Below are 17,386 nucleotides of genomic sequence, written 5' to 3' on the forward strand. Positions count from 1 at the left end.
TATGTTTGTCATATACTTATGGGGTCAAATAACCCGATCATTTCGTCAAATGCTCGAATTTTGAACAATCGTTGCCGAAAATGATGACAAGTGAGAAAAGTTGATCTAGCATCCCTCTTGCTCAGGCTAGCCGCGAGGTCAAAGTCTGGTGGTCCAAGTCTCGGGAGGAGCCCCTGGCGCGCAAAATGCAGCGTCGCCCCGCCAATCAAGATCAAATCTTAGAATCGGGGATAATAGGGTCGACACAATTTTTGAGCGGGGCTAGGGCCCCGCTCTTTTTTTGCCTTGAGCGGCCGACACGCCGATGAACGCCTCATCCAATCGAACAGAGCTTTGAGATCGCGGCATCGCGCGGCCCGGATCTCACGCCGCTGGTCTATCAACGTCTGCTCCGCGAGCATCCCGAGACTGGGGCGAAATCCGCGCGATAGCGGATTGGGTGGCGTGAGCTCTTCGATTGTGAGAGACTTTCCAACATCGGTCGCGCAATCAATGACGCGCCGACAAAAATATATGGGAGCGAGCGATGTCCGGGACGAAAGATTTCTCGACGACGAGGCGCGATCTTCTTCAGGCGGCTGCGACCGCCGGCGCCGCAACTGCCATCCTCGGCAGCATGGGCATAAATCCAGCATTGGCAGCCGAAGTCGGACGATCCGAGAAGCCGCTGAAGGCGGCATTCTCCAACGCCGGCCTTCAGGCGACGTGGTGCGCACAGGGCAAGCAGGCCGCGGAATTCTGGGGCAAGCTGTTCAACGTCGAGGTCACCTGGTTCGATGGCCAGCTCGACGCCGTGAAACAGCGCGCGGCGATCGACAACATGGCCTCGCAGAAATGGGACTTTGTTGCGATCCAGGCCTTCGGCATCGGCACCCTCACCCAGCCGGTGCAGAAGATGATCGACGCCGGCACGCCGGTGATCGACATGGACACGCTGATTGCGCCGCTCGACCAGATCAACGTCCATTCCTTCCTCGCTCCCGACAACGAGTTCATGGGCGCCTCGGTGACGCAGGCGCTGTGCAATGCGATGGGCGGCAAGGGCAAGATCATCATGACCCAGGGCGCGCTCGGACATACAGGCGCACAAGGCCGCGCCAAGGGGTTCAACAACGTCGTCAAGCAATTCCCTGGCATCGAGGTGCTCGACACCCAGCCGGCCGACTGGGACGTCTCCAAGACCGCGCGGCTCTGGGAAACCTATCTGACCAAATACCCGCAGATAGACGCGGCGTTCTTCCACAATGACGACATGGCGCTCGCTGCCGCCAACATCATGAAGGCGCACAACCGCACCAACATCCTGATCGGCGGCGTCGACGCCATGCCGCCGGCGATCCAGGCGGTGAGCGAGGGCCGCATGTTCGCGACCGTCCGCAATCCGTCCTGCCGCATCCATGGCGGCGCGATCATCGCCGGTGTCGCGGCAGTCGCCGGTGGCGAGAAGAGCGGCCAGGGCATCCCCAAGAACGTCGTCACCGACGGCCCGGTCGTGACCAAGGCCAATGCCGCCGGCATGCAGTGGATGCAGGATCACTTCCTGATCTGAACTTCCATGCCTGAGGGTCGTTCGCCCATCCTGGAACTCCAGGGTATCACGAAGAGCTTCGGCGGCGTCGAAGCGCTTCGTGGTGTCGACTTCGCGCTTCTTCCCGGCGAGATTCACGGTCTCGTCGGCGAGAACGGCGCTGGAAAAAGCACGCTGATGAAGATCATCGCCGGCGTGCACACCGAATTCTCGGGCCGCGTCCTGATCGACGGCCAGGCGACCCACTTCCGCTCGGCGCGCGATGCGCACGCGGCCGGCATCGCCATGGTGCATCAGGAGCTCTCCGTCGCGCCCGATCTCACCGTCGCGGAGAACGTCTTCCTCGGCAACCAGCCGACCAACCGCCTTGGCCTGGTGCAATGGCGGCGCATGGCGCGCGAGGCCGGCGAGCAGCTTGCTCGATTCGGCATCGACGTCGATCCGATGTCGCGGCTCGGCGACCTGCCGATCGGGCTGCAGCAGCTGATCGAGATCGCCCGCGTGCTGTTCTCCGGTGCCCGCATCGTCATCCTGGACGAGCCGACCTCCGCCCTCTCTCCACCCGAAGTCGAGCGACTGTTCGCAACGCTCAAGCGGCTGCGGGAAGAAGGCACGGCCATCGTCTTCATCTCGCATTTCATCGAGGACATTCTTCGCGTGTCCGACACAGTGACCGTGTTCCGCAACGGGCGGAAGGTCGCGGAGACCGCGAGCGCCGCGACCTCCAAGGGCGCGCTGATCGAGGCCATGATCGGCCGCGGTGGCGAAGCGCTCGAGCACAGCTATACTGACGATTTGATGCTGCCGCGGCCGAGCGACAGCTCGGTCGTGCTGAAGGTCGACAAGCTGTCGCTGGCGCGCAGCCTGCAGGACGTCTCGTTCGAGGCGCGCGCCGGCGAAGTGCTCGGCATCTACGGCTTCATGGGCTGCGGGCAGCAGGAATTGTCCCGCATCCTGTTCGGCAAGCTGAAACCGGACGCCGGCACCCTCGCCGTCGACGGCACGCCAAAGCGATTTACCAGCACGGCGGCGGCGCGGCGCGCCGGCGTGGCGCTGGTGCCCGAAAGCCGGCGCGCCATGCTGTTTCACCAGGAGCCGGTCTACAAGAACATCTCGATCAGCATTCTGGACCGCATCTCGTCGCTGCTGCTCAAGCCGGCGCAGGAGCGCGACATCGCGAAGCACCAGATTGATCAGTTGCAGATCAGGCCGCCGGTGGTCGGCCTCGATCTCGGCATGCTCTCGGGCGGCAACCAGCAGAAGGTCGCGCTGGCAAAATGGCTGACCTATCCGCCCAAGCTGCTGGTGCTGTGCGAGCCGACCCGCGGCATGGATGTCGGCGCCAAGAACGACGTCATCAACATCGTCCGCGACCTCCGCGCCAGGGGACTCGCGATCATCGTGCTGTCGACCGAGCCGGAGACGGTGCTGTCGCTGGCCGACCGCATCCTCGTGCTCAAGCGCGGCGCCGTGGTGCGGGAATTCAGGAACGAGCCGGTCAGCAAGGACCGCCTGCTGGAAGCGGCGTGACGGAGAAGCACCATGGTGAGCAGTGAGACGGCTCCAGCGACGGGACAGCGCGCACGAGGCCTTGCGCCCTTCCTGCGCTCGCAGATGCGCAACATCGCGCCGTTCCTGACGCTGATCTTCCTGTCCGGCTTCTTCGCGCTTGCCAGCCCCTCCTTTGCGACCATCGACAATCTCGGCAACATCCTGACGCAGGTGTCGGTCACCGGCATCATCGCCGTCGGTCTCACCTTCGTGATCCTCTGCGCCGAGATCGATCTGTCGATCGCCGGCATCGCCAACGTCACCGGCATCGCAGTCGCCTACTTCACGCTGCAGGAATCCTACGTCAACATTCCAAACATCCCCCTTCCCGGCGCCGCCGCGATCCTGCTCGCGATCCTGCTCTGCGCGGCGCTCGGTCTCGTCAACGCGCTGGGGCTGACCGTGATCGGCATCCCCTCCTTCATCATGACGCTCGCCATGATGCAAATCGCGGCCGGCATCTCGGCGCTGCTGGTGCGCGGCCAGATCGCCTACAAGGTGCCGGACCTGATCACGACGCTCGGGTCAGGCGCGATCGGCGGCATCCCCTGGATCGTGATCGTCGCGGCCATCATGCTGCTCGGCGGCCATCTGGTGCTGACCTACACGCGCTTTGGCCGCTACATCTACATGGTCGGGGGCAATCGCGAGGCGGCCGAATATTCCGGCCTCAACGTCAAGCTCATCCTCGGCGCGGTCATGGTGATCTCCGCGGTCTGCTCCGGCATCGGCGGCATGCTCGGCGTCGCCCATTTCGGCAGCGCGCAGCAGAACGAGTTCGACACCTACCTGCTCGATTCCATCGCCGCCGTCGTGGTCGGCGGCACCAGCCTGTTCGGCGGCCGCGGCGGCATCGGCAACACCATCGTTGGGCTTTTCGTCCTCGGTGTTCTCAACAACGGCCTCGACCACGTCAACATCGACAGCTTCCTGAAGATCCTGATCCGGGGCGTGATCCTGCTGGCGGCGCTGATCATCAACGTCTATGCGCAGCGCTTACGAGAAAAAGCGGCGGACTAGACCGCCCCAAAACAAAGCCGCAAAAACAACCCCATGCACAGTAGAAATTGCTAGGGAATTTGGCGCGGAGCGGTTTGAATGCCCGCCGCGACGGCGTTTGACACGTCGGGCAAAACAGGAGCACGATGTCATCATCGCGGTGTGTGCCGATGGGCTCAGGACCGTGCCCCGACCACCGTCATTGCGAGCGGAGCGAAGCAATCCAGACTGCCGCCGCGGAAAGATTCTGGATTGCTTCGCTGCGCTCGCAATGACGATGTGGAGACAGGAGAGCCATTTAGTCCGACGACAGCCGCGAGAAGCGGAAATTGCAATGGCTCGCGCCGCCCGCTAGCGTTTGTGCTCTTTCCAGGCGAATGCCTCGCGCTGCGTAGGCGACGAAATCGAGCCCGCAGATGTTCGGCAGGATTTCCTTGTCGCCATGGCGCGCCGCGAGTTTGCAGAAGCCGCAAGCCTTGTAGTTGATACCGAATTCAAAGGTGTCTTCCGGACCCGGCTCGACGAAGTCGTAGACGAAATCTTCCGGAAAATCCTTTTGATGGCTCTCAGTCGCGCTTGTTGCCGCCTGCTCGCGCAGCAGAGCCTGGTTCTCCGACGACATGAATTGACGCCCCGAGGCGAGACGTTCCGCTTCTGACACGGCGAGCAATTGCGCCTCGTAGGTCTCCCGCTCGATCTCGCCGATCACGGGCACCGGCACACCATGCCGTCGCAGGACCCGACTGATGGCCATAAAACCCATCAGACGCATGAAGAAATCGCTCATGCGGCTTGCCGCACCGCCGACATAGGGCATCTGGGTGAGCACGATCTCGAATTCGTCCATCACCTCTCGTCTGATCCCGTCGATCCCGGTGAGATGCGCGCGTTCGCGCAACATCGCATCGGCAAGGTCGAGTCGATGGCGCATGGCGGCCTCCATGGCGTCGCGATGCGTCCCGTAGAAGGGATGGATGTTCTCAGCCATTGGACACCTGATAGGATTAGCTCATTGCACGATCAGCAAACTCGGCTTCAGTCGGCGGCGATCGCCTCGATCTCCAGCAGCCATTTGCTGTCGACGGTCTCGACGATCACGACCGTCAGCGCGGGCTGGTGTTCCCCGAGCACCCTGCCGCGAATGGTGCGGTTGGTCACGACCTGATCGCGATCGGTCAGGAACGTGGTGACCTTGACCAGGTGCTCGACGCCAAGGCCGGCCGCGGCGAGCACCTCGATCACGTTGCGCCAGGCCTGCTCGCATTGCGCCTCGAAACCCTCGGGCACGGTGCCGTCGGATTTCTCGGGGACCTGGCCGCTGATGAACAGCAGGCGGCGATGCTGCTTCAATTCGAGTCCCATGCTGTAGCCGCCGGCGGGAGCATGGACAGTTGCGGGATTGTGGCTGACGATGTGAGCTGGGGGCATGGGCTTTCTCCGGATTGCGGGCCGACCGTATCCGGCGGCATCGGCGTCGCGCAAAGCATCATTCCTGCAGCTCGGCGCAAGAAAATCTATTGCAAGGTCACGGCCCGTCGGTGTCAAACTGGTGCGCGATGACCTACACCCTTCCACCCCTCAACGCGCTTCGCGCTTTTGAGGCCGCCGCCCGGCATCTCAGCTTCAAGCTTGCCGCGCACGAGCTGCACGTGACACCCGCCGCCGTGGGGCAGCAGGTGAAAGCGCTGGAGGCCCGTCTCGGCGTGCAACTGTTCGATCGGCTGCATAAGCAGCTCATCCTCACCGCGGCCGGTCAGGCCTACTTGCCCGGGGTCTCCGAAGGCTTTCGCTACATTGCGGAGGCGACCTTGCAATTGAAGCCGGCAGGCGCGGCGCTGCTGCAATTGGGAGTCCATGGCAGCGTCGACCTGCGCCGCCTCGAATTGGCGAGGTTTCGCAGCGCGCATGCGGAGATCGGCTTGCGGGTGCTGCACCCGGCCGGCCTGCACGAATTGGTCGAGGGCAAGGTCGACCTGCTGATCGCCCGCGGTCTCGGCCACCATCCGGGCTATCGCTGCGAGCGGGTCAATGAGAGGTCGGGCTTGGGCGATTGGCTGGTTGCGCCTGAAGGCACCGCGGATTGCCCTGAGATCGTCAGTTTTCGCGAATGGTTGCGCGCCCTCCCGGCCGGGAACGCACTCGCAAACCGGCGCCCTCGTCTTGTCGGCGGTGCTGGAAGTTGAGAAGCACGAACCCTCGATCCGATATCGCCACATACGCCCTCAGAACTCGAGCTTGTCACGTATGGCCGTGATCCCGGCTCTCGCGCAGGCTTCATCCGCATCGCCGCCCGGCGCTCCGGACACGCCGACCGCTCCGACCAGAGCGCCGCCTGCCTCGACGATCAGTCCTCCTCCTATGATGACCACCCCGGGAAGACTCCGAATGCCCGACTGCATCATGCCCGACTGGCTGACCGCATTCAGCTCTGTCGTGCTGGTCTTGAACGACGCAGCTGTCCAGGCCTTGCCGGATGCCGTTGACAGCGTATGGGCGCCTGCAAAGCGATCACGCAACATCACTTGCGTCACGCCGAAGCGATCGACAACGGCGACGGCAACCTGGTAACCATGATCACGGCAGCTGCCCAACGCAGCGGTCGCGAGATCGAGCGCCAGCTCCGGAGTGAGTGACTTATAGGCGACCAACGCATCTTCCGCCCGCATTGGGCAGATCGACGCGATCAGCAGGGCCGTCGCGACCGATAAACATCTGACATTCATGGTGGTCTCCGGCAAGGTGGACGAACCTCTATTTGATCTTGCCATATGTCAGATCGTCGAACAGGGTCACGCTATCCGCCTTGGTCCAGAGGCCGATCATGCCGGCATCCACGATGGTGGCGTCCTCCACTTCGAATATTGGCTTTCCGTCATAGCTCACCTTGAATCGACCTCCAGCGAAATCGCAACGCAGCACGTGCCATTGCCCTGATGTCACGGGTGCGCTGACGCCGTATCCGCCCTTGCGGCCGACGATCCCCAGCGATGTCCGAATGCCCTTGATCGTCTTGTAGAGCACGACATTGTCCTCCAGCGCGTTGGCCCGGACGACGTAGTAATTGTCGGCATCCCTCGCCCGCCAGATGATGCCCGCGGCGCGATCTTCCGACCCGGAGACGGCCTTGAATTTGACCTCAACGAAGCCGTTGCGGATGGCAGTGTCGCGTCTGATCGCCACCGGAAATGTCGCTCGTCCGGATTGCTTGAGAACGTTCGGCTTGCTTGGCGCGGAGGGTTCGGCCTCGACGGTCCATTTCGGTTCTCCCTTGCCGGTCATCGTCAAGGTCCATCCCTCGGGCGGCATTCCGACAGGAGCATTGTCAAAATTCAGGGTCTCGGCCACGGCGTTTCCTCCCACTGAAAAAATCAGCACAGTCGCCACGAGCCTCGCGCGTAAAGAAGATCGCGACGGAAAGCCTGCAATGGTGCACATCATCAATCGTCCTGCCATAGAGATTCGGGCCATCGAAGTCGTTTGCGACATGCCGCCGCTCCAGTTATCACCCATCGGAGAGCACCAGCACGCCGCCGTGGCTCGGCGAGATCACGTAGAGCCGATCCGGTCCCACCAGAGCGGTCGTATGCGCGCCGGCGCCCGTCACAGTAGTGATGCGATCGCCCGACCGAGGATCGATCGTCTCGATGACGCCTGGGTTCCCAATCGCCACATGCACGCGACCGGTCGCCGGATTGAAGAATGTCACGTCAGGCGGCCCGGCAATCGGCCAGACGTTGGTGACCTTCCCGGATGTGCTGTCGATCTCCACGAGATCACCGTCGTCGCAGGCAGCGTAGAGACGATTGCGCGCGTGATCGATATCGAGGCCGTGCGCGCCGCCCGACGGCAACGGCCAATAAGCAATCTCCGAGAGATCAGGCAGTCGCGCCGACAGGATCATCGACGGTTCGCGGATGCAGAGAAACACGCGCTCGCCATTGGCGTCAGTAACGCACCAGCGCGGCCTGCCCGGGAGCTCAATGCAACGCTGCGTCATCTGCTTCAAATCAATGAGCTGAAGCGTCGGTCCTTGATTTGCGTCGCCGATGCAGGCGGCAATGCCAATCTGCCTGTTTTTGACAATGACCGCGCCGTTCGGACGCTGCCCCGACGGGAACACGCCCTTGATCTCGTATGTTGCAGCGTCCATCCACGTGATCGTCGCCGCGCCACGGTTGGTTGTGAGTATCTCCCCGTCATCGGCGACCGCGCCGGCTACGGCCGGAAAACCAGGGAGAGTTGCGATATGCTTCTGCGCATCGTGATCGATCACCTCAATGCAGCCACGTGCCGTATGCGCGATGAAAACGCGACGGGTCTTCGGATCGAAGGCGGCGTGATCGAAATCGCTGTCCTGTCCGTTGGGGATGGCGATCGTGCCAACAGTCTTCAGCGGCATGGTGCCCTCATCAATCAGCGAAGGGAAGGAAGCGTCGATGCGATCAGCGACACTCCCGCGAACAGCAGCAGCGCAAGCACCGTCTTGCGGAAGGTCTCGTCGTCAATCTTTCCGAACAGCCGGAAGCCAGACCACAGGCCGACGACCATGAAAGGGACGCCCAAGGCGTACAGCTTCGCCGTGTCTTCCGTGATGGTTCCGGCGGCGATTTGAGAGAGCGAAATCACAACGAAGGCCACGAACAACACCGGCTGGAACACGGCCCGTTGCACATCCTTGGGCCAGCCCCGCCATTGGCATGAGATCGTGGAGATCACGCCGCCCAGCCCCGTCAAACCGCCAAGCAGACCATTCGAAATGCCGATGGCGATGTCGGCTCGGGTGCCGATCTTGATCGGAGCGAACACCGGTCGTGCGAGGCCGTATATCGAGTAGACCATCAATAATACACCGACGCCGAGCCGAAGGTAGGCCGGGTTGAGATACGAGAGAATCCCAACTCCGATCGGAATCCCGATAACGGTCCCGAGCGCGAGGGGCCACGCCCTGCGCAAATCCAGCGACTTGCGCAGCTTGAAGATGCCGTAGCCCTGTGTGAGCAGGCCGTAGCCGGCGATCAGAGAAGCAGTCTGCATCGGCGAGATGATGTGCAACCAGACACCGGACACGACCAGCCCCATCGCGAAGCCCGAAAAGCCGCTGACGAAGCCGCCCACAAGGGCGGCAAGAGCAAAAACAACAAAGACAAGTCCATCCATTAGGTCGTGCTCCCCTGGCGAGGTGCGAGCACTTGGATGCATCTTATTGGGACGACGACGCCAGACTGCCCCGTCAAGCGCGAGCCCCAGTCCCGAACGTCGAGGTGAGAGCGTCTTGTCGCGCCAGGTATCAAGCGCGGATCTGCCGCGAAGTCCGCGTCGATACGCACATCGATCAGCGTCGGCGAAGTGGTCGTGCCGATCAGTCGGGATAATTTGTCGGGTGAGATAGAGGCGTATGATGTTGACATGCTGCGCCCTTGGTGACCAGGACGCGATTCTTGGGCATGTCGCCTCGCGGGGAGATCGCAATTCCCCGTGGCGCGAATAAATGCCCTGATGGCCGGACTGTCAACCCGCCTGCGTTGAAAGCTGCAAAGAAGTCATCGGGGGGAACGCGGGGGGAACCCGTCACCGCCGTCCGCCCCGCCGGCGCATCGTCAAGCCGTTCGATCGGGGCGTGGGTCGCGCCCAAGGCGGCGAGGTACCACGGCGCATAGGCTTGTCGCTCCGGTGGACCGCATGGCCGAGATCCCGGCCTCGAGCAAGAGGAGACGGCGCTTGCTTGGCACAACGACTTCCATCACGGCGCTCCTGTGGATGCGCGGGGCCGTAGCGGCGCCGGGACCTGTCAGTCAGCGCCAGGCCGGTTCGTTCTTCTGCTCATAGTCCTTGAAGGCCTTCTCGAGACCACCCAAAACCTCGGCGGACGTCTCGAACATCGCCTTCAACTGTGGCTCGTCGACCTTCTGGATGTCTTCGCGCAAATGGTTCCGGATATCCCGGAGGGCCTTCTGCATCTTCTGAGTATGGTGTCGCGGATCGCGGCCTGCCGCACTTGCCATAACCAGTCTCCTCGCTGCTCATATGGCTCCGCCGGACTCGGAAAAAGCGTCCGGCGCGACGCCGCGTCAACGGACGACGAGAGACGTCGTTCCAACTATGTTTCGTGCAACCCCTTAGAGGTTACCACAGCGAGGGCGAATATCCTGTTCCAGCGTGGCCGTCGCCCTTCGCGGGCCGCTGAAGAAGCGGCCACCTCAGAGGGTGACGGGGATAGAGCGAAGCTCGCTCAACCGAGCTCGTCATTGCGAGCGCAGCGAAGCAATCCAGGCTGTCGCCGCGGAAGAATTCTGGATTGCTTCGCTGCGCTCGCAATGACGATGGGGAGATAGCACGCCAAGACGGACCCACCATCCTAGAGGTGCTCGCTTTCGTTCGAAGCCAACGCCACCTGCCCCGCAATCTCATCCGCTCGCCAGCAGCGCACCGCATGACCATCCGCGCGCGTCTCCAGCACCGGTCCCGGCTCCCTCCGACAAACCGCCTCCGCATAACGACACCGCGGGCTGAACGCGCATCCGTTCGGCGGATTGAGCGGATTGGGCTGGTCTCCCCCTGTCGTCGCCAGCGGGGCATGGCGCAAGGGATCGGGGATGGCGGCAATCAAGGCTTGGGTATAGGGGTGCGCCGGGCGTTCGAAGATTTCGCGCCAGTCGCCGTTCTCGACGGTGCGGCCGAGATACATCACGGCAACCCTATCGCTCATGTGCTCGACCACGCCGAGGTCGTGGCTGATCATGATGTAGGACAGACCGAGCGTGTCCTTCAATTCCAGCAGCAGGTTGATGATCTGGGCGCGGATCGAGACGTCGAGCGCCGAGACGGGCTCGTCGCAGATGACGATCTTGGGGTTGAGGATCAGGGCACGCGCAATGCCGATACGCTGGCGCTGGCCGCCGGAGAATTCATGCGGGTAGCGGTCGGCCTGTTCGGGCCGCAGGCCGACATGCCGCAGCATGGTCGCGACGCGATCCTCGATCTCGCTCCTTGCGGTCACGCCATGCACACGAAGGGGATCCTCCAGCGTGCGACGCACGGTCTGGCGCGGATTGAGCGAGGCGTAGGGATCCTGAAAGACGATTTGGACAGTCCGGGCCAGCGCCTTGCGATCGCCGGACGGCCGGCCGGTCACGACCTGCCCGTCCAGCACGATGCGGCCGCGCGTCGGCGTCAGCAGACCCAGGATCGACAACGCCACCGTCGACTTGCCAGAACCGGACTCGCCGACGAGGCCGAGGCATTCACCGCGCTTCAGCTTGAGATCGACACCGTCGACGGCACGAAGTAACCGCTGGCCGCGGCCGAACAAGCCGCCGCCCAGCGGAAAATGAACCGCGAGATCCTCGACGCTGAGAATGAGATCGTCGTCCGGCCTCCCCTCACCCGATCTGTTTTTGGGCTCATGCATGGTGATGACACCTCACCAGGCCGCCGGCTTCAAGAGCATCCGCCATCGGCACGACGGTCCTGCAAATGTCCGTCGCATTTGCGCAGCGCGGATTGAACCGGCAGCCCTCCGGAAAACTCGTGATCGCCGGGACGACGCCCGCGATCTCCTTCAGCCTGCTGCGGCCGAGCGCAGCACGGCTGCCGAGCCGCGGCAGCGAGGCGACCAGGCCTTGCGTATAGGGATGCGAGGGCGCGCGGAAGATGTCGGCGGAGCCGCGCTCCTCGACGATGCGGCCGGCATACATGACGGCGACGCGGCGGCAGACATTGGCGACCAGGCCGAGGTCGTGGCTGATCATCAGGATCGCCGTGCCGCGTTCGGCGCAGAGATTGCGCATCAGCTCGATGATCTCGGCCTGCACGGTCACGTCGAGCGCGGTTGTCGGCTCGTCGGCGATCAGGAGATCCGGACTGCAGGCGAGCGCAATGGCGATCATGACGCGCTGGCGCATGCCGCCGGAGAGCTGGCGCGGGTAATCATTGACGCGCCGCTCCGGCGCGGGAACGCGGACGCTCGCCAGCGCCTCGACCGCAAGCTTATTGGCCTCGCGCCAGCTCTTGCCCTTGTGCAGCACGAACATCTCGGCAATCTGCCGCCCCACCGGCGAGACCGGGTTCAGCGCCGTCATCGGCTCCTGGAAGATCATCGCGATGCGATTGCCGCGCAGATCCCGTTGCCGGGCGGCTGAAAGGTGCTGGATCTCCTGTCCGTCAAACCGGATGACGCCGCCGCCGATCGACAGCGGCTGCCGCAGCAGGCCGATCAGGGCGAGCGCCGTGATGCTCTTGCCGCAGCCGGATTCGCCGACAAGACCAAACGTCTCGCCACGATCGATGCGGAATGAAACGCCCTCGGCGGCCGCAACGCGCCGCGATCCATTGTCGAGATCGATGCGCAGATCCTGGACCTCGATCAGCGGCGCGCCGGTCATGTCCGCCGGCTCCGCGATTGGGGATCGAGAATGTCGCGCAGGCCGTCGCCGAGCAGATTGAGCCCGAGCACCGTCAGGAAGATGGCGAGGCCCGGAAATACCGAGAGCCACGGCGCCGTCGTGATCTGGTCACGGGCGTCCGACAACATGCTGCCCCAGCTCGGAAACGGCGGGCGGACGCCGAGGCCGAGGAACGACAATGCGGCCTCGGAGAGGACCGCGCTGCCCATGCCGAGCGTGCCGATGACGACGATCGGCCCCAGCATGTTCGGCAACAGCTGCGTGATCATGATGCGCAGATCGCCATAGCCGAGCACGGTCGCCGCCTGGACATAGCCCTGGCTCCGCAGCGACAGCGCCGAGGCGCGTGCGATCCGGCAGGTGAAGGACCAGTTGGTCAGCCCGAGCGCGATCAGCAGGCTGGTCAGGCCCGGGCCAAGCACCGCCATGATGGCGAGCGCGAAGATCAGCGAGGGGATCGCGAGCATGACATTGGTCAGGGCGTTGACGACATCGTCCCACCAGCCGCCCCAATAGCCGGCGCTCAGGCCCAGCGCCACGCCGATGACGCTGTTGATGAGCTGCGAGACGATGCCGACCGTCAGCGAGACGCGCGCGCCGTAGACGACGCGGGAATAGATGTCGCGGCCCTGGTCGTCGGTGCCGAACCACCAGGTCCAGCCCGGTGGCTCCTCCGCGTTCAGCAGATTGGCGTCCAGGACGGGATCGGTGTGCGCCAGCCAGGGCGCGAGCACACCGACCAGGATCGCGAGCGCGAACAGCGCGCCACCGATGATGAGATTGGCGCGGAGCTTCATGCGTATCTGATCCTGGGATCAATCACGCCATAGAGCACGTCGATCAGCAGATTGATCGCGAGGAAGGCCAGCACCACCACGAGAATCGAGCCCTGGACGGCCGGAATGTCGCGCTGCAGGACACTGTCGACCAGCAACGAGCCGATGCCCGGCCAGGAGAACAATTTCTCGACGACGACCGCCTGCCCCATCAGCCCGCCGAACTGCAGGCCGACGGTGGTGAGAATGATGACGAGCGCGTTGCGCATCACATGCCACTTCACCACTCGGGTCTCGCTCATGCCCTTGGAGCGCGCGGTGCGGACGAAGTCGGCCGTCATGATCTCGAGCACCGCAGCGCGCGTCGTCCGGGCAAACAGCGCCATCGGCGAGACGCCAAGCGTCACCGCCGGGAGGATCAGGTATTTCAGGCCGCCATCGCCATAGCCGAAACTCGGCAGCCAGCCGAGCTTCAGCGCAAACAGATACATCAGCACCAGCCCGAGCCAGAACTTGGCAATGGACAGGCCCGACACCGCCACGACCATCGCGAGCGTGTCGACGAGCCCGCCCGGCCGCAATGCGGCGATGAAGCCGAGCGGCACGCCGAGCAGAACCGAAAACGCCATGGCGGTGAAGATCAGCTGCAGCGTCGGCCAGGCCCGCTTGGCAATCATGGTCGTCACAGGCTCGCGGGTCCGGAACGACGTGCCGAAATCACCGGTGGCAAGCTTGGCGATATAGGCGCCGAAACGCACATGGACGGGATCGTCGAGGCCAAGCTGCTTCTTCAGGCGCAGCTCGACCTGGGGATCGGCGTCGTCGCTCATGGACGAGACGATGCTGCCGGGAACGACGCTGAACAGCACGAACACCAGAGCCACGACAGCGAGCACGGTCGGAATGGTTTGCAGCAGGCGGCGGATCAGGAAGGAGAGCATCGGCACTTTCTTCCGCCCCCATCGCTCATGGCGATGGAGGGAGCACGAGAACGCGTGTCACTTCGCGGGCGAGGTCTCGTCGACCCAGAGGTCCTCGACATTCTGGTGGGTCAGCTCCGTCGCGTTCAGCTGAACGCCGTGGAGCCACGGCTGCACCGCCATGACCGCCTTGTTGTAGTTGAAGAACCAGACCGGCGCCTCGTCGTAGAGCAGCGCATTGGCCTTCTGCAGCAGCTGGGTGCGCTTTGCAGTATCGTCGGCCTGCCCGGCCTCATCGATGATCTTGTCGAACTCGACGTTTTTGAAGTTCATGTAGTTGCAGGCCGATTGCGGCGTCGAGGAGTGGAAGCATTTCAGGGCGGCCTGGGGGTCCGGGCCGGTCTGCTGGGAATAGATGAAGGCCTGGTAGTCGCCGGAGCGAACCACCTCCGACAGCACCGCGGCCTCGACCTGCTTGACCTTCGCCTTGATGCCGACCTTGTCCAGCATCGGGATCACGGCCGCGACGATCGGCAGGCCCCAGCTTTCATTCTGGCTGGTGGTCCATTCGAATTCGAAGCCCGAGGGATAGCCGGCGTCGGCAAGCAGCTGCCTGGCCTTGGCGGGATCGTAGGGGTACGGCTTCATCGCCTTGTCGTAGGCCGTCGAGGTCAGCGGCAGCCAGCTGGTGGCACGATAGGCCTTGCCCTTGACCAGCTTGTTGATGATCAAATCAGTATCGATCGCATAGTTGATCGCCTGCCGGACGCGCTTGTCGGCGAACGGCTTGAACGCGGGATTCATCCCCATGTAACGCGTGAACACCTCGGCGACCTCGGCGATGGTGCCCTTGAGGTTGGGATCAGCCTGATAGGCGACATATTGCGCCGGCCCGAGCACGGAGGTGTCGATCTCCTTGTTGCGGAAGGCGACATCGCGTGCCGCGGCCTCGCCCATGACCGACACAATGACCTTGTCGGCGTAGGGCTTGCCGGGCTTGTAGAACCGGTCCCAGCGCTCCATGACGATGCGCGATCCCGGCACGTGCTCGACGAATTTGAACGGTCCAAGGCCGATCGGGTGCTGGATGAAGCTGTCCTTGACAGCCTCGTCGGCGGGATAGATCGAGGTCAGCGCGGTGAACAGGTAGAAGGCCGGATCGACCTTCTCGGTCAGCTTCATCTCGACGGTGAAGTCGTCGATCTTCTTCAGGCCGGAGATCTCCTTGGCCTGGCCCTTCTCGACCGCGGCCGCGCCCTCGATAATGCGGACATAACGCGCGCCAGGATAGGCCCTGGTGCCGTCCATGATGCGGTTGTAGGACCAGATGACGTCGTCGGCCGTCATCTTGCGGCCATTGTGGAAGTAGGCGTCGTCGCGGAGCTTGAAGGTGTAGACGAGACCGCCGCCGGAGACGACGGCCTCCTTGGCAAGTTCCGGAACCGGCTTTCCTTCCGCGGAATCCCAGATGTAGAGCGAACGATGCAGGGCCTTGGCGTAGATCTCGTCCTGGGCGCGCTGGGTGGTGTGGATGTCCAGGCTGGTGAAGCTCGAACCGTAGGGTGCGGTCATGCGGATGGTTCCGCCCTTGCGCGGTGTCTGGGCCTCTGCCGGGGCGGCGAGCGCCAGTCCCAAGCCCGCAACGATCGCAATCATCCTGAACATCATGTGTCCCCCAACAACGCAGGTATCCCGATCAGGGATTTGATCATTCGGAGCCCGTCGAATGCAAGCCTCGTTTTGATGGAGACGGGTTCCGGAACGCGGCGCCCGGCGCGACACCCTGGCTGTCTCGGCACGCTCTTGCGCTGCACATCCCGCAAGCCAGGGCCGGTGAACATTTTTCCCGATCAGATGGGTCGACAGCTCGAGGTCGCAGCCAACGAGACCCGGGGCCTGCCGGTCGGCCCGGACGGCGCTCCGCTTCAGATGCGGCTGTATTAACGCGCCCTCAGCCCGTAGCCCGTAGGATGGGCAATGACAGAGAATGTGGCGGCATCTCGTCCTCCATCGCATGTCGCCGAGCTACGATTGGAATCCTTCGATGACGTCCGATAACGCCGGAGCTCCCAGGCCGACGCCCTCCGCGGAGCGGATCGACGCCATCGACGTGCTGCGGGGCATCGCGCTGTTCGGCGTCATGGCCATCAACCTGGTGATGGAATTTCGCGTTTCGATTTTCGAGCAGTTTCTTGGCCCCAGGATTCTCGCTTCACCAATCGATCGCGCCGTCGAGGCGATCCTGAGCCAGGCCGTCGAGCTCAAGGCATTTGCGCTGTTTTCGCTGCTGTTCGGCGCAGGCCTTGCCATTCAATTCGACCGGCTCGCCAACAGCGAGCGCCGCACCGCGCTGCTCCTGCGCCGGCTCGCCGTGCTGCTGGTGTTCGGCGTCATTCATCTGTGCCTGATCTGGAACGGTGACATCCTCACCGAATATGCGATTGCCGGATTCATCGTGCTGCCGTTCCTGTTTGGTCCACGCTGGCTGCTGACGCTTGCCGCTCTGGTGTCTCTCGCGCTGTATCTGGCCATGCAGGCTTTTCCGCCGGCCGGATTGTTTCCGAGCCGGGCCGCGATCTGGCAGGACGTCATGGATGCCAATCGCATCTATGCGACGGGCGGTTTCCGCGACGTGCTGCCGTTTCGTCTGCGCGAAATTCCCCTCATCGCCTCGCTGCACGCATTCGTCTTCCTGCGCACGATCGGGCTGTTTCTGCTGGGCGCGCTGGCCTGGCGCAGCGGCATTGTGCAAAATACGCGCGGCCTGTTCGCCATCGCGCTCCCCGCGATCGGCCTCGGCGCAGGCCTCCTTTATCGCGGCATCGAGCCGCTTGGCACCATTGTGCTGGCGCTGGGCTATGGTGCCGCGATCCTCGGCATCGCCCATGTCGAGCGCGGAAAGAAGTTGCTTGGCTGGGCTGCGCCGTTGGGCCGGATGGCTTTCACCAACTACGTCGCACAATCCGTCATCTTCGGCTGGATATTTTACGGCTATGGCCTTGGCCTGTTCGGCCGGCTCGGCGTCGCCCCGGCCCTCGCCATCGGAATCATCGTCTACGCCGCACAGTTGCGCTTCAGCGCATTTTGGCTGCGCCACTACCGCTACGGCCCGCTCGAATGGTTGTGGCGGTCGTTGATGTATGGGGTGAGGCAGCCGATGGTGGTGGCAGAGGTCGGGGCTGCGAGATGACTCGGCTCTGTCTCCACCGT

At 63.4% G+C, this 17,386-nt stretch carries 17 protein-coding genes and 1 pseudogene; 5 read left to right on the plus strand and 13 right to left on the minus strand.

Annotated elements, in window-relative coordinates; all coding sequences use genetic code 11:
- The first annotated feature begins 526 nt into the window (after positions 1 to 526).
- From ABID59_RS08560 to ABID59_RS08570, 3 genes are read left to right on the plus strand one after another with little or no spacing between them, the layout of a single operon-like run.
- Positions 527 to 1,549, plus strand: coding sequence for a sugar ABC transporter substrate-binding protein (locus tag ABID59_RS08560; protein ID WP_148753658.1), 1,023 nt, complete (start codon positions 527 to 529; stop codon positions 1,547 to 1,549).
- Between the two features lie 6 nt (positions 1,550 to 1,555).
- On the plus strand, positions 1,556 to 3,058 hold the full coding sequence (locus tag ABID59_RS08565; RefSeq protein ID WP_354083069.1) for a sugar ABC transporter ATP-binding protein: 1,503 nt from the start codon (positions 1,556 to 1,558) through the stop codon (positions 3,056 to 3,058).
- A 12-nt stretch (positions 3,059 to 3,070) separates the two neighbouring features.
- Complete coding sequence (locus tag ABID59_RS08570) at positions 3,071 to 4,099, plus strand: ABC transporter permease (protein ID WP_354032766.1); 1,029 nt, start codon at positions 3,071 to 3,073, stop codon at positions 4,097 to 4,099.
- A gap of 277 nt (positions 4,100 to 4,376) precedes the next feature.
- On the opposite strand, the gene ABID59_RS08575 is transcribed toward ABID59_RS08570, so the two are convergent.
- Complete coding sequence (locus ABID59_RS08575; RefSeq protein WP_354083070.1) at positions 4,377 to 5,066, minus strand: L-2-amino-thiazoline-4-carboxylic acid hydrolase; 690 nt, start codon at positions 5,064 to 5,066, stop codon at positions 4,377 to 4,379.
- A 47-nt stretch (positions 5,067 to 5,113) separates the two neighbouring features.
- A complete protein-coding gene (locus ABID59_RS08580; RefSeq protein WP_354032764.1) occupies positions 5,114 to 5,506 on the minus strand; it encodes a RidA family protein in 393 nt (130 codons plus the stop codon).
- Between the two features lie 128 nt (positions 5,507 to 5,634).
- On the opposite strand from ABID59_RS08580, the gene ABID59_RS08585 reads away from it, so the two are divergent.
- Complete coding sequence (locus tag ABID59_RS08585) at positions 5,635 to 6,261, plus strand: LysR family transcriptional regulator (RefSeq protein ID WP_354083071.1); 627 nt, start codon at positions 5,635 to 5,637, stop codon at positions 6,259 to 6,261.
- A 39-nt stretch (positions 6,262 to 6,300) separates the two neighbouring features.
- Here ABID59_RS08585 and ABID59_RS08590 read toward each other — a convergent pair whose 3' ends face one another.
- The 11 genes and pseudogenes from ABID59_RS08590 to ABID59_RS08640 form a co-directional block, all read right to left on the minus strand.
- Positions 6,301 to 6,801 carry a GlcG/HbpS family heme-binding protein gene (locus ABID59_RS08590; RefSeq protein ID WP_354083124.1) on the minus strand — a complete coding sequence of 167 codons (501 nt, stop codon included), beginning with the start codon at positions 6,799 to 6,801 and terminating at the stop codon, positions 6,301 to 6,303.
- Between the two features lie 28 nt (positions 6,802 to 6,829).
- On the minus strand, positions 6,830 to 7,423 hold the full coding sequence (locus tag ABID59_RS08595; RefSeq protein ID WP_354083072.1) for a hypothetical protein: 594 nt from the start codon (positions 7,421 to 7,423) through the stop codon (positions 6,830 to 6,832).
- Positions 7,424 to 7,580: 157 nt separating this feature from the next.
- The gene (locus ABID59_RS08600; protein ID WP_354083073.1) at positions 7,581 to 8,477 is read right to left on the minus strand and encodes a YncE family protein; all 897 of its coding nucleotides are present in this window, start codon (positions 8,475 to 8,477) and stop codon (positions 7,581 to 7,583) included.
- Between the two features lie 14 nt (positions 8,478 to 8,491).
- Complete coding sequence (locus ABID59_RS08605) at positions 8,492 to 9,235, minus strand: sulfite exporter TauE/SafE family protein (protein WP_354032762.1); 744 nt, start codon at positions 9,233 to 9,235, stop codon at positions 8,492 to 8,494.
- A 50-nt stretch (positions 9,236 to 9,285) separates the two neighbouring features.
- Positions 9,286 to 9,486, minus strand: a pseudogene (locus ABID59_RS08610) (rhodanese-like domain-containing protein); the annotation flags it as partial.
- Positions 9,487 to 9,870: 384 nt separating this feature from the next.
- On the minus strand, positions 9,871 to 10,080 hold the full coding sequence (locus tag ABID59_RS08615; protein ID WP_148753650.1) for a hypothetical protein: 210 nt from the start codon (positions 10,078 to 10,080) through the stop codon (positions 9,871 to 9,873).
- 353 nt (positions 10,081 to 10,433) lie between these two features.
- Positions 10,434 to 11,486, minus strand: a complete 1,053-nt coding sequence (locus ABID59_RS08620) for an ABC transporter ATP-binding protein (RefSeq protein ID WP_354083074.1) — start codon at positions 11,484 to 11,486, stop codon at positions 10,434 to 10,436.
- Positions 11,479 to 12,459: an ABC transporter ATP-binding protein gene (locus ABID59_RS08625; protein WP_354083075.1), complete on the minus strand. Its 981-nt coding sequence runs from the start codon at positions 12,457 to 12,459 to the stop codon at positions 11,479 to 11,481. Before ABID59_RS08625 ends, ABID59_RS08620 begins: the two co-directional genes overlap by 8 nt.
- Entirely contained in the window at positions 12,456 to 13,277 is an 822-nt protein-coding gene (locus ABID59_RS08630; RefSeq protein ID WP_148753646.1) for an ABC transporter permease, read from the minus strand. Before ABID59_RS08630 ends, ABID59_RS08625 begins: the two co-directional genes overlap by 4 nt.
- Entirely contained in the window at positions 13,274 to 14,197 is a 924-nt protein-coding gene (locus ABID59_RS08635) for an ABC transporter permease (RefSeq protein ID WP_354083125.1), read from the minus strand. The genes ABID59_RS08630 and ABID59_RS08635 overlap by 4 nt, the downstream gene beginning before the upstream one ends.
- Before the next feature lie 57 nt (positions 14,198 to 14,254).
- A complete protein-coding gene (locus tag ABID59_RS08640) occupies positions 14,255 to 15,844 on the minus strand; it encodes an ABC transporter substrate-binding protein (RefSeq protein WP_502916402.1) in 1,590 nt (529 codons plus the stop codon).
- Positions 15,845 to 16,220: 376 nt separating this feature from the next.
- On the opposite strand from ABID59_RS08640, the gene ABID59_RS08645 reads away from it, so the two are divergent.
- Positions 16,221 to 17,366: a DUF418 domain-containing protein gene (locus ABID59_RS08645; protein ID WP_354083076.1), complete on the plus strand. Its 1,146-nt coding sequence runs from the start codon at positions 16,221 to 16,223 to the stop codon at positions 17,364 to 17,366.
- Positions 17,367 to 17,386: the final 20 nt, after the last annotated feature.

Origin of the sequence: Bradyrhizobium sp. S3.3.6 (genome assembly GCF_040546905.1) — a bacterium.
In the GTDB taxonomy this organism is placed as follows: domain Bacteria; phylum Pseudomonadota; class Alphaproteobacteria; order Rhizobiales; family Xanthobacteraceae; genus Bradyrhizobium; species Bradyrhizobium cytisi.